The sequence below is a fragment of the Pseudoflavonifractor sp. HNCC25GI2 genome (genome assembly GCF_058136395.1).
In genome coordinates this window covers 118,123-130,630 of record NZ_JBYUOW010000001.1, presented here as the reverse complement: position 1 = coordinate 130,630, position 12,508 = coordinate 118,123, and the positions used below count along the sequence as shown (strand labels likewise).

Below are 12,508 nucleotides of genomic sequence, written 5' to 3'. Positions count from 1 at the left end.
AAGAAATTTGACGAAAAAAGTCCGGAAGCCCAGAAAAGGGCTTCCGGACCGGAAAAGCCGGGATTCAGCGGGAGACGGGCCCCAGTCCCGCCAGGGGATTGGGGTCGGTCCGGTCCCGGAGCATGGCCTCCACCTCGTGGCGGGGACAGCGGCAGTCCCCCTCGCCCCGGCGGTAGTAGGTGCCGGTGAAGGGGTCCTCCCCCAGATAGACCGGCCGGTGGCGGAAGTCCGCCCGGGGCACGAAAATGGCCACAATCTGATTGCGGCCGCTGCTCACGATCTGCACATCTTCCGGCTGGAGAATGTTGGCGCTGACCACCTTGGGGTCGTTCACCATGGACCAGAACTCGTCCACCAGCTCCTGAGGGTCGAAGAGGGGAACGGAATAGAGAGATTTGTCCTCTCCCTCCGCCACCCCCAGCAGAATGACGCCGCCCAGGGTGTTGGCAAAGGCGGAGTAGGTCTCCCACAGGCTGTGGGGCAGGCCGCCCTGGGCCCGCTTGGCCTCAATGCGGTTGTCCTCCCGGTAATCGGACAGAAAATCCAGTGTATCCAGCATGTCCCGCATGACGAGCCCCCCTTTTCTCCCAGTATAGCCCGGGGTGAAAGGGGCTGCAAGAGCATGGGTCAATTTTTGGCGAAAAAGTCCAGGGCATTGCGCCATAAAATCCGATCTGCCGCCCCGGAACCCAGCGGATCGGCCAGAACGGCGCCCAGTTGGGGCACCTTCTCGCAGTTGTTCAGGCAGGGGGGCAAATCGGCCCCGTCAAAGTCGGAGCCCAGTCCCAGGGAGTATTCCCCGCCCAGGCCCAGAATATGCCGGGCGTGGCGGAGCAGGTCGTCAAAGCCGGCCTCGCCTTCCGAACGCAGGAAGGGGGAGTAGTAATTGAGGCCAATGAGACAGTCCCGGGCGATGAGCTCCCGCAGCTGCTCGTCGGTGAGGTTCCGCGGGTGGGGGCATACCGCCCGGGCGTTGGAGTGGGTGGCCAGAAAGGGGCGGCGGGCCACATCCAGCACATCCCGAAGCCCCGCGTCGTTGAGATGGGACACATCCAGGAAGATGCCGCAGTCCTCCAGGACTCCTACCGCCTCCCGGCCCAGGGACGAGAGCCCCTCCCCGGTCTGATGGCCGGAGCCCAGTGCGTTTGGACCGTTCCAGGTGAGGGAGGCGATGCGCACGCCGTCCCGCCGGAGCTCCTCTGCCCGGCTGAGGTGGCCGCCCAGGAAGGAGGCGTTTTCCACCGTAAGGATGAGGGCGGTTTTTCCCTCTGCCCAGGCCCGCTCCACGTCCTCCGCGGTGCGGCAGGGGAGGGCACAGGCGGAAAACCGCTCCATCTGGCGGAAGAAGCGGTCCCGATGGAAGCGGTAGTACCCCCAGGCCTCCTCCTCCGTCAGACCGTCGGGGATAAACACCGCGCAGCATTGGCACCAATGTACCCCACTTGGGATCCGGGACAGGGCAAAGGCGGAGGCCGGGTCATTGAGCGTATCCGGGCAGCGGATGGGGTCCATGAAGGCGGTGAGGGTGTCGCAGTGGAGATCAAAAACGGTACAGCTAGGCATGTGGGGGCCTCCTCCAATTCAACATTACCGTATTGTATGTTCGGTGGAATGGAAATGGAACCAGTTTACTGCGGCTTTTTCATGGTCAGGCTGATGCGCTTTTTCTTCTCATCCACGTCAATGACCCAGACGGTGACCACATCGCCCACGGAGAGCAGCTCCGAGGGGTGCTGCACCCGCCGGGGCAGCTTGCTGATGTGGACCAGGCCGTCCTGGTGGACGCCGATGTCCACAAACACGCCAAAGTCAATGACGTTGCGCACTGTGCCCTTAAGCTCCATGCCCGGCTTCAAATCCTTGGCCTCCAGCACGTCGGTGCGGAGAATGGGGGCGGGCAGTTCATCACGGGGGTCACGGCCCGGCTTCATCAGCTCCTTGAGGATGTCCGCCAGGGTGGGGGCGCCCACGCCGCAGGTCTCCGCCAGGCGGTCGAGACCAATCTCCTCCGACTTCTCCTTCAGTCCGGCGATATTCCCCGCCTTCACATCCTCCAGGGTGAAGCCGCAGGCCGCCAGCAGCTTCTCCGCCGCGGCGTAGCTCTCCGGGTGGACGCCGGTGTTGTCCAGCACGCTCTTGCTCTCGGGCACCCGGAGGAAGCCTGCGCACTGCTCAAAGGCTTTGGGACCCAGCTTGGGCACCTTTAAAAGCTGCTTGCGGGCGGTGAAGGGACCGTTTTCCTCCCGGTACTTCACCACGTTTTTGGCGGTGGCGGCGGTGAGACCACTGACCCGCTGGAGGAGGGAGGGGGAGGCAGTGTTGGCGTCCACGCCCACCGCGTTGACGCAGTCCTCCACCACCCCGTCCAGGGCCTCGCTCAGACGGGCCTGGGGCATGTCGTGCTGGTACTGGCCCACACCGATGGCCTTGGGGTCAATTTTTACAAGCTCCGCCAGGGGGTCCTGAAGGCGCCGGGCGATGGACACCGCCGAGCGCAGGTTCACGTCGTACTGGGGGAACTCCTCCGCGGCCAGCTTGGAGGCAGAGTACACCGAGGCCCCCGCCTCGCTGACGATCATGTAGCTGAGCTTGCCCCCCAGTTGGCGGATGAGCTCCACCGTCATCTGCTCGGTCTCCCGGCTGGCGGTGCCGTTGCCGATGGCGATGTGCTCCACCCCGTGGCGGCGCACCAGCTGGGACAGCTTGGCGATGGCCTCCTGCTTCTGCCGCTCCCCGTGGGTGGGGTAGACCACCGCCGTGTCCAGCACCTTGCCCGTGCCGTCCACCACCGCGACCTTGCAGCCCATGCGGTAGCCTGGATCCAGGCCCATGGTCACCTTTCCCTTCACCGGGGGCTGCATCAGCAGGGGCTTTAAGTTCAGGGCAAACATGTGGATGGCCCCCTCGTCGGCCTGCTCGGTGAGGTAGGCGCGGATCTCACGCTCCATGGAGGGGCCGATGAGCCGGTCGTAGGCGTCATCCGCCGCGGCGCGGACGAAGTCCATGGCCGCCGCCCCGGGTACAGCGCCCCGGCGCACCGCCACGTGGGCAGTCTCGGGGTCCAGAGCCACGGAGACCTTCAAAACGCCCTCCCGCTCGCCCCGGTTGACGGCCAGCACCTGATAGCCCTGAATCTTGTGCACCGGGCACTTGAAGTCGTAGTAGAGGCGGTACACCGTGTCCTCCGGCTCCTTGTCCGCCGCCTGGGACACCAGCAGGGCCCGGCGCAGATAGAGCTGCCGCAGGTCCTTGCGGATATCTGCGTCGTCAGAAATTTCCTCGGCGATGATGTCGCTGGCCCCCTGGAGGGCGTCCTCCACCGTCTCAACCCCCTTCTCCGGGTCCACAAAGTCTTTTGCCGCCTCCTGAGGCACCATGGCGGGACCCTTGTCAAAGAGCAGCCGGGCCAGGGGCTCCAAGCCCTTTTCCCGGGCGATGGTGGCCCGGGTGCGGCGCTTGGGCTTGTAGGGGCGGTACAGGTCCTCCACCTCCGCCAGAGTGGCGGCGGCATCGATGGCGGCGGCGAGCTCGTCGGTGAGCTTCTCCTGGTTCTGAATGGAGGACTTGACCTCCTCCTTCCGGGCCTGGAGGTTTCTCAGGTACTGAAGCCGGTCGTAGAGCTGGCGCAGCAGCTGGTCGTCCATGGAGCCATGGAGCTCCTTGCGGTAGCGGGCGATGAAGGGAATGGTGGCGCCCTCATCCAGGAGGGTGACCACATTTTTTACATGCTCCGGGGAGCGTCCCAGCTCTCGGGCCAATGTCTCAAGAATAATGTCCATAATCGTCTCCTTGGTGAACGTGGTGTCCCTGACAGTGTAGCGGAAAACGGGGAAAATGTCCAGCCGGGCAGCGCCGGCTCAAATTGCACCCCGGAGAGAAACGTGCTATAATGGCAGCAACCAAAGGCGGCAGGTCCGCCGGAAGAAGGGGGAAGGGAAATGCGTACCCAGGAGGAGCTGGATCGGGAGCTGGAACAGGCCGGGCAGGCGCTGGAACGGGCGCGGAAGCTGGAGGCGGTGCTCCGGGATCTGCAGGCGCAGCGGGAGCAGTGCTGTCAGGCGGAGGCTGAGGCCCGGGACGTCCTGGCCCGGGAAGAGGCGGACGTGGACGAACTGGAGGGCATATCTCTGGCCTCCTTCTGGGCCCGCCTGAAAGGAGAACGTGAGGAGCGGCTGGACCAGGAGCGCCGGGAGGCTCTGGCGGCCAAGGCGCGCTATGATGCGGCCCGGCGGGCGCTGGAGGACCTGGAGGGCCGGCTGGCCTCCGTGCAGAAGGAGCGGGACAGCCTGCTGACGCAGCAATCCCGCTACCAGGCGCTGCTGGAGGAAAAAGAGGAGCTGCTGCGCCGGATGGGGGGCGAACAGGCCCGGACGCTCATCCGGCTGGAGGAGGAAAACCGGGAGATCCAGCGGCAGCTGCGGGAAGTTCAGGAGGCTGCCTCAGCGGGAGTGGAGGCCCTCAGAGCGCTGGAGGAGATGGGCTCCGCCCTGGACAGTGCCTCAAACTGGGGCACCTGGGACATTTTCGGGGGCGGTATGCTGGCCACCATGGCCAAGCACAGCGCCATGGACGACGCCCAGCGGTTGGCGGACCAGGCCCGGTGGGCGCTGAGCCGGTTCCGTACGGAGATGGCCGACGTGTCGGCGGTGGAGGTGCCTGACGTAGAGATCGGGGGCTTTGCCGCCATGGCCGATTATCTCTTTGACGGCTTATTTGCCGATCTGTATGTTCAGGGCCAGATTTCGGATGCCCAGGCGGGCGTCAGCCGCAGTCTGGACCAGGTGACGCAGCTGCTGAGCAGCCTGGACAGGGAGCGGCAGACCCTGGAAGGAAATGCGGAGCGGCTGGAGCGGCAGCGGGAAGCGTTCCTGTCTGCCCGGTAGAGATTGCTGGAAAAGGAGTGGGAAGGAAATGGAAGCGGAACAAAAGATTTTACAGCAGTGGATTGACGACAGCCGGGCCATTGTCTTTTTCGGCGGGGCAGGTGTGTCCACGGAGAGCGGCATTCCGGACTTCCGCAGCGTGGACGGGCTCTATAACCAGAAGTACGACTATCCTCCTGAGGAGATTTTGAGCCGCAGCTTCTTTGACGCCCGCCCGGAGGAGTTTTACCGGTTTTACCGGGACAAGATGCTCTGCTTGGACGCCCAGCCCAACCCCGCCCACCGGAAGCTGGCAGAGCTGGAGGCGGCGGGCAAGCTGCGCTCGGTGGTCACCCAGAATATCGACGGGCTGCACCAGAAGGCGGGCTCCCGGCGGGTGTGGGAGCTGCATGGCAGCGTCCACCGCAACCGCTGCATGCGCTGCGGCAAGTCCTATCCGGTGGAGTTTATCCGGGACAGCAAGGGGGTGCCCACCTGCTCCTGCGGCGGCACCGTGAAGCCCGAGGTGGTGCTCTACGAGGAATCCCTGGACAGCCGGGTGCTGGAGGGAGCGGTGAGCGATATCGCAAATGCGGATATGCTCATCATCGGCGGGACCTCCCTGGCGGTGTACCCCGCCGCCAGTTTGGTGCACTACTACCGGGGACACCGGCTGGTGCTCATCAATAAGAGCCCCACGCCCTACGACACCCACGCCGACCTGATGATCTCCGCCCCCATCGGACAGGTGCTGGGAAGCATTAAAGTTCGCTGAGTCAAATACTTGAGGCCGCCCCCTGGTGGGGGTGGCCTTTTTTCATGGGAGAATTTGGATTGTGGGGTGGGGGCCGTTATGCTATAATGATAAAAATTGTGCGTTTTGGATAAGAGAGAGAGACGTGGGGCAATCTGGTACCAAGTTTGGAAGGGCCCGGAAGGGGCCCGGACAGGAGAAAACATGATGACACGGACACTTTATTACGGCGGCCCCATTCTCACGATGGAGCAGCCACTGTACGCCCAGGCCCTGGTGACCCAGGGGGAGAACATCCTTTACGTGGGAGAGCTGGAGGAGGCCAGAACCCTGGCGGGTCCTGACGCCCGGCGGGTGAATCTGGAGGGGCGGTGCCTGATGCCCGCCTTTGTGGACCCCCACAGCCACCTGGCCGCCTGTGCCAACGCCCTGCTTCAGGCCCCTCTGGGGGAGTGCGTCACCCAGGAGGAGATCTGCAAGCGCATGTCGGACTTTGTCCGGGACAGCGGCGCCGAGCCCGGAACGTGGGTCATGGGGGCGGGCTATGACCAGAACAACCTGGTGGAAGGCGTGCCGCCCGACTGCTGGGCCCTGGACCGGGCCTGCCCGGAGAATCCCGCGGTTATCCAGCATGCCTCCGGGCACGTGGGGGTCTTTAACTCTCTGGCTCTGGAGCAGCTGGGTGTGGGGGAGGACACCCCCTGCCCCGACGGCGGCGTCATGGAGCGGGACGGGGAGGGGCGGCTCACCGGCTATATGGAGGAGAACGCTTTTCTGACCCTGCTGGGCCGGGCGCCCATGAGCGACGCATCCAAATTCCTGGAGGCCTTCTCCACGGCCCAGAAGCAGTACGCCGCCCGGGGCATCACCACCGTTCAGGAGGGCATGTTCCCCCGGCAGCTGGCGCCCCTCTACCACCAGCTGCTGGAGCATCAGATGCTGAAGCTGGATGTGGTGGCCTATGCCGATGGGGCGGACCCGGCTCTGGTGGAGGAGTTTGCCGACTATGTGGGAGGCTACCGCCGCAATTTCAAGCTGGGCGGCTTCAAAATTTTTCTGGACGGCTCCCCCCAGGGGCGTACTGCCTGGATGCGGGAGCCCTACGCCGGGGAGGCGGACTACCGGGGCTATCCCACCCTCACCGATGAGCAGGTCTATGAGCGGGTGCGGATGGCCGGAGAAAAGCACATGCAGCTGCTGGCCCACTGCAACGGGGACCGGGCGGCCCAGCAGTATCTGGATGCCCTGAAGCGGGCGGCAGGGGAGGGCAAGTGCCCGCCCCGCCCGGTGATGATCCACGCCCAGCTGCTGGGCCGGGACCAGCTGGAGCGGGTCAGAAAGCTGGGGGTTATCCCCTCCTTCTTTGTGGCCCACGTCTACCACTGGGGCGACGTCCATGTGAAAAACTTCGGCCTGGAGCGGGCAGAGCACATCAGCCCTGCCGGCAGCGCCCTGGCTCAGAACATCCCCTTCACCTTCCACCAGGACGCCCCCGTCATCAAGCCGGATATGCTGGAGACGGTGTGGTGTGCCGCCAACCGGCTGACCCGCAGCGGGCGCCTGCTGGGCGAGGACGAGCGGATTCCTGTCCTGGAGGCCCTGCGGGCGGTGACCGTCAACGCCGCCTGGCAGTACTTTGAGGAGGAGCGCAAGGGCTCCCTGTGCCCGGGTAAGCGGGCGGACCTGGTGCTGTTGTCCGCCGATCCCCTGGCCGTCCCGGCGGAAGAGATCCGGGAAATCCAGGTGCTGGAGACCATAAAGGCCGGGGAAACCATTTATCAGTCCGAGAACGAAGGAGGACCGAGAGCATGAAAAGCATTCTGAATGAACAGCGCCGCAGCAGCATCGCCGCCGCGGCGGTGACCATCCTGCTGGGGCTGATCCTGGTGTGGTGGCCCAATGGGTCGGTGCGCCTTTTGTGTATGCTGCTGGGCTTTGCGGTGTTTGTCACCGGAGTCATCTATCTGCTGGGCTGGATCTCCCGGCGCCGGGAGGGCTACCCCATTGTGTTCCTGCTGCCGGGAGTGGTGCTGTGCGCCATCGGCGTGTGGCTGATGACCAGCCCGGAGTCCGTGGTTGTCCTGATTCAGTATATCTTCGGCGCCATTCTGATCTTCCACGGCATCGTGGACCTTCAGGGCGCGGTGGCCCTGATGAAGCAGAGCTGGTCCCGGTGGTGGCTGGACCTGGCCCTGGGCGCGGTGACAGTAGCCCTGGGTGCTCTCGTTTTAATCAACCCCTTCGGGACCTTTGCCACGCTGATTATGCTCATTGGTCTGGCCCTTGTTTTTGACGGGGTCAGCGACCTATACATCATCTGGCGGCTGAGCCGGGCCTTCCGCCAGGCGGAGCGGGATCTGGACGATGACCGGTCGGACTGGTGAGCTGAGGGAGGTCAATCTGGAGCATGGCCTGCCCACCGTGGACCAGGCCATCCGCCAGCTGACCTTTGAGATCCACCGCAGCCGCAGCCTGGGGTTCCGGGCGCTGAAGATTATCCACGGCTATGGCTCCTCGGGGACAGGAGGCCGCATCCGGGTGGAGAGCCGGAAGTATCTGGGCCGGCTGAAAACCCGGGGAGAGATTGCGGACTTTATTCCCGGGGAGGAGTTCTCCATCTTCCATGCCGGTACCCTGGCCGCCTTCCGGCGCTGCGACGCCCTGCGGCGGGACCCGGACCTGGAGCGGCACAACAACGGCGTGACCTTTATTTTGCTATAAAGCAATAAAAAACTATTGTGATAAAGTGGAAAAGTTGTGCAAACAGACGGAAAAATGAAGGGCGAAAACGGAAAACTTGCGTTTTGTGCGTGCTATCAGGTATAATTGTCTCTAATCAGCGGACTGCGGGCAGGAATCTGCAGTGTGACGCAGGAAGCGGGAGAAATGAGTAGGGAGAGGAAGCGAGGATATGTTAGAGACGATTACTGCCATTAACAAAGCGGTCAACGGCTTTGTGTGGGGCCCCATTATGCTGGCACTGCTGGTAGGGACCGGCATTTTCCTCACCTTCCGCACCGGCTGGGTACAGGTGCGGCGGTTTGGCTACATTATGAAAAACACGGTGGGCTCGCTGTTCCGCAAGTCGGACGCGGACCACGGCAGCAACCTGTCCCCATTCCAGGCGGTGACCACCGCTCTGGCGGGCACGGTAGGTACGGGCAACATCGCCGGCGTCACCGGAGCCATCTTTGTGGGCGGACCGGGCGCGGTGTTCTGGATGTGGGTGTCCGCCTTTTTCGGCATGTGCACCAAGTATTCTGAGATCGCCCTGGCGCTGAAATTCCGCGTCACCGATGAGAAGGGCGTGCACAAGGGCGGCCCCATGTACTACATTGAGAGGGGCATGGGCAAAAACTGGAAGTGGCTGGCGGTCATCTTCGCCCTGCTGGGCGGCCTGGCCTCCTTCGGCATCGGCAACATCGCCCAGTGCAGTGAGATTGCCGGTGCTATGAAGGGCCTGTTCGGCTTGGATCCCCTGGTCACCGGCATCGGGCTTGCGGTGGTGGCAGGAATCGTCATTCTGGGCGGCGTGCAGCGCATCGGCCAGGTGACCTCCTACATGGTGCCCTTTATGGCCATCTTCTATATTGCCGCCGGCGTGGTGGTCATTGCCCTGCGCATCACGGAGGTGCCTGCTGCACTGGCCCTCATCGTGAAGAGTGCCTTCAGCTTTGAGGCTGTGGGCGGCGGCGTGTTCGGCTACGCCATTGTGGTGGCCATGCGTCAGGGCTTTGCCCGGGGTGTGTTCTCCAACGAGGCGGGCCTGGGCTCTGCCCCCATCGCCCACGCCGCCTCCTCCAACAAGGACCCCGGCGACCAGGCCATCTGGGGCGTGTTTGAGGTGTTTATCGACACCATCGTCATCTGCACCATTACCTCCCTCACCGTGGTTCTCTCCGGCCTGGAGCTAGGGGAAGAGGCTCTGGCGACTTACAGCTCCAACGGTGCGGCGGCGGTGGCTGCCTTCAACACCATCCTCCCCGGCACGTTGGGCGGCACCATCATCCAGGTGAGCCTTCTGTTCTTTGCCCTGTCCACCGTGCTGAGTTGGAGCTACTACGGCGAGCGGTGCTGGGGCTACCTGACCCACGACAGCAAGGCGGTCAACCTGCTCTATAAGGTTGTCTTTGTGCTGGCGTGCATTGTGGGCGCCACCGGGTCCGGCAAGCTGATGTGGGACATCTCCGACACCCTCAACGGCATGATGGCCATTCCCAACCTCGTCGCCCTGCTGGCCCTGTCCGGCGTGGTGGCCAGGGAGACCAAGCGGTATTTCAGCGGAAATCGCCTGTCCTGAACCCTTTATTGACACAGAAAAATCCCTCCGGAACATCCGGAGGGATTTTTTTAATCTTTTTTCGCCTTGGCCAGCTGTTCCAGCCGCTGGAGGAGAACACTCCGCTCGTTGGGGAGTATTCCCTCCGCCACCTGCTCCAGCAGGGCGCGCAACACCCGGCCGATGTCCGAACCCGTCAGTCCGGCGGCCATGGCGTCCCGGCCGTTCACTTCCAGCTCCTTCAGGGTGAGGCAGGGGCGCTGCCCGAGCACCTGCCGGGCCAGGACCTCGGCCTGTTTCCGGGCCTCTTCCCGTCCGTCGGCGGGAGTGCCGCAGGCCAGGCCATCTGCTGCCTTCAGCTCCATAAGCTGGAAGAAGGCCTCCTCGCCCAGCCGGGACAGCCACCGGCCCACCCACTGCCGGGTAGGCTCCACAGGCAGGTCGTGGCGGGCGACGAGGAGCAAAACCCGCTCCCGGGTGTGGTTGTCCAGCCGCAGACGGAGAAGGGCGTCCTCGGCCAGCCGGGCGCTCACCTTGGGGTGGCCGTAGAAGTGGCCCACGCCCTGTCCATCCAGAGAGAAGGAGGGGGGCTTGCCCACGTCGTGGAGGAGGGCGGCCAGCCGCAGAGCAGGGACGGGGGAGACCGCCTCCAGCGCCCTGACGCTGTGGGTATAGACGTCGTAGCGGTGATGGGGATTGCGCTGGTCAAAGCCCACGCAGGGCCTAAGCTCGGGTATGACCTGGACGGCGGCATCGGGAAAGTCCAATAAAATCCGACCCGCCGCAGGAGAGCAAATGAGGCGGACAAATTCGGCGGAGATGCGCTCCCAAGCCACATGGGAGAGCTGGGGTAGGTTTCGGCGGATGGCGTCGGCGGTGTCCGGATGGAGAGAAAAGTCCAGCTGGGCGGCCAGCCGCAGCCCCCGCAGCAGGCGCAGGGCGTCCTCCTGAAAGCGGAGGTCCGGACAGCCCACGCAGCGCACCTGACGCGTTCTCAGGTCCTCCTGCCCGCCGAAGAGGTCAGTCAGTCCCTCTGGTCCCCAGGCCATGGCGTTGATGGTGAAATCCCGCCGCTTCAGGTCCTCCTCCAGGCTGGTGGTGAAGGATACCTGGTCAGGGTGGCGGTGGTCAGAGTAGGTTCCCTCCCGGCGGAAGGTGGTCACCTCCACGGGGAGCCCCTGGCACAACACGGTAACGGTGCCGTGGGCAATACCAGTCTCCACGCACCGGAACTCCGAGCAGGCGGAGAGAATTTCCTGGGGCAGGGCGGAGGTGGCGGCGTCATAGTCGTGGGGGGCAAGGCCCAGCAGCCCGTCCCGTACGCAGCCCCCCACCAGCACCGCCTGGTGCCCGGCTTCTTTGAGCCGCTCCAGGACCCGAAGCGCCCTTGGGTCAAATTGGGTCATACCTCCACCTCCTTTTTCTCTGCCATAGTACCAGAGCTTTGGGAAAAAAACAAGGCGGAGGCGCGTATGCGCCTCCGCCTTGAACACATTACTGCCCCAGCAGGAACAGGTTCTGGTCGGTAACGAAGTTGGAGAAGGAGTAGAGCACCACCACATTGTCGATGTCGTGCTCCTCGATATAGCTCTTCAGGCTGGTCTTGTTGTAGCGCAGGTCGAAGAGGTGGATCTCCGAAAAACGCTCCGTGAGGAAGGGGGCCAGGGAGTCGGAGTAGGAATCCCGGACGATGAGCACGCTGGGAGCGTCGGTGTGCTCGGTCTCAATGACACACAGAGCCTGGTTGCCGCCCAGGAAGTAGGAGTACTTATCCTTCACGTCCAGGTAGCTGTCCACATAGAGAGAGCCCTGGGAGGGATTGCCGCCGAAGTAGGAGGTGACGGTGACGCCGTCCCCGGGGACGTAGGTGTCAATGCAGTCGGGCTTCACCCACCGTACGCCGGAGGAGGAGAAGGTGGTGCCGTAGAACTGGTCGGAGACAGTGGTCTTCTGATAGTCGTCCAGATTGAGAGGCTCCATTCCCATGGCCTCCAGCAGGGCGTTGGCGCCGTAGAAAGCCCCAAGGCTGGTCCAGTGGTGGTCGGTGCGGTAGTAGATGTCCTCGTCATTGTGCTCGTTGAGGGCGGAATACAGGTCCACGGTGTTGGCCCCGGTGGTGAAGTAGAGCTGGTCAATGATGGACTGCTCATCCGCGGTGGGGGCCCCGGCGGGGAGCCGGTCGGCCCAGATGGCGGCGGAGGTGGGGATGAGGCCGAAGTAGACGGGAATGGTGGTGTTGCTCACCAGAGAGTCCACGTAGCCCATGTCCTTGTTCAGCTTGTCCATGTCCGGGTCCTTCACCCGGTTGATGAGGGTGTCCTCCTTGCCGAAGTAGACCCCGTTATTCTCGTGCTTGCCGCTCAGGCGCTCGCTCCAGGCCTTGGCGGCCACCCAGAAGTCCCGGCCCACAATGTGGTCGGAGACATAGTCCTCCGCGTCCTCCATGAAGGTGCCGTCCGACAGAGTTTCCAGGCTCAGCTTTGGAGGCTTTTCCAGGTAGCGGTTTTCCAAGGGGGAGAACTCTTTTTTGGGCAGCAGCAGGCTGATGAGGAATACCCCGCCGATGAAGGCGCAGAACAGAACGGTAAGGAAAATGCTGTATTTTTTGGTCAT

Annotated in this window: 11 protein-coding genes; 6 read left to right on the top strand and 5 right to left on the bottom strand. The window is 63.7% G+C overall.

What is annotated here, in order from left to right:
* Positions 1 to 64 precede the first annotated feature (64 nt).
* The 3 genes from AC3YUO_RS00585 to AC3YUO_RS00575 form a co-directional block, all read right to left on the bottom strand.
* The gene (locus tag AC3YUO_RS00585; protein WP_489961106.1) at positions 65 to 559 is read right to left on the bottom strand and encodes an AlbA family DNA-binding domain-containing protein; all 495 of its coding nucleotides are present in this window, start codon (positions 557 to 559) and stop codon (positions 65 to 67) included.
* Between the two features lie 68 nt (positions 560 to 627).
* Entirely contained in the window at positions 628 to 1,563 is a 936-nt protein-coding gene (locus tag AC3YUO_RS00580) for a dipeptidase (RefSeq protein WP_489961105.1), read from the bottom strand.
* A gap of 65 nt (positions 1,564 to 1,628) precedes the next feature.
* Positions 1,629 to 3,779 (bottom strand): Tex family protein, encoded by a 2,151-nt coding sequence (locus tag AC3YUO_RS00575; RefSeq protein ID WP_489961104.1) that lies wholly within the window; start codon positions 3,777 to 3,779, stop codon positions 1,629 to 1,631.
* 159 nt (positions 3,780 to 3,938) lie between these two features.
* On the opposite strand from AC3YUO_RS00575, the gene AC3YUO_RS00570 reads away from it, so the two are divergent.
* The 6 genes from AC3YUO_RS00570 to AC3YUO_RS00545 all read left to right on the top strand — a co-directional run bounded on the left by AC3YUO_RS00570 (position 3,939) and on the right by AC3YUO_RS00545 (position 9,916).
* Positions 3,939 to 4,883 (top strand): hypothetical protein, encoded by a 945-nt coding sequence (locus AC3YUO_RS00570; RefSeq protein ID WP_489961103.1) that lies wholly within the window; start codon positions 3,939 to 3,941, stop codon positions 4,881 to 4,883.
* Between the two features lie 28 nt (positions 4,884 to 4,911).
* A complete protein-coding gene (locus tag AC3YUO_RS00565; protein WP_489961102.1) occupies positions 4,912 to 5,637 on the top strand; it encodes an NAD-dependent protein deacylase in 726 nt (241 codons plus the stop codon).
* A gap of 183 nt (positions 5,638 to 5,820) precedes the next feature.
* On the top strand, positions 5,821 to 7,428 hold the full coding sequence (locus AC3YUO_RS00560; RefSeq protein WP_489961101.1) for an amidohydrolase: 1,608 nt from the start codon (positions 5,821 to 5,823) through the stop codon (positions 7,426 to 7,428).
* A complete protein-coding gene (locus tag AC3YUO_RS00555; protein WP_489961100.1) occupies positions 7,425 to 8,000 on the top strand; it encodes an HdeD family acid-resistance protein in 576 nt (191 codons plus the stop codon). The genes AC3YUO_RS00560 and AC3YUO_RS00555 overlap by 4 nt, the downstream gene beginning before the upstream one ends.
* Positions 7,981 to 8,337 carry a Smr/MutS family protein gene (locus AC3YUO_RS00550; protein WP_489961099.1) on the top strand — a complete coding sequence of 119 codons (357 nt, stop codon included), beginning with the start codon at positions 7,981 to 7,983 and terminating at the stop codon, positions 8,335 to 8,337. Before AC3YUO_RS00555 ends, AC3YUO_RS00550 begins: the two co-directional genes overlap by 20 nt.
* 190 nt (positions 8,338 to 8,527) lie before the next feature.
* Positions 8,528 to 9,916: an alanine/glycine:cation symporter family protein gene (locus tag AC3YUO_RS00545; protein ID WP_489961098.1), complete on the top strand. Its 1,389-nt coding sequence runs from the start codon at positions 8,528 to 8,530 to the stop codon at positions 9,914 to 9,916.
* Positions 9,917 to 9,966: 50 nt separating this feature from the next.
* On the opposite strand, the gene AC3YUO_RS00540 is transcribed toward AC3YUO_RS00545, so the two are convergent.
* Complete coding sequence (locus AC3YUO_RS00540) at positions 9,967 to 11,301, bottom strand: CCA tRNA nucleotidyltransferase (RefSeq protein ID WP_489961097.1); 1,335 nt, start codon at positions 11,299 to 11,301, stop codon at positions 9,967 to 9,969.
* Between the two features lie 88 nt (positions 11,302 to 11,389).
* A complete protein-coding gene (locus AC3YUO_RS00535; RefSeq protein ID WP_489961096.1) occupies positions 11,390 to 12,508 on the bottom strand; it encodes a DHHW family protein in 1,119 nt (372 codons plus the stop codon).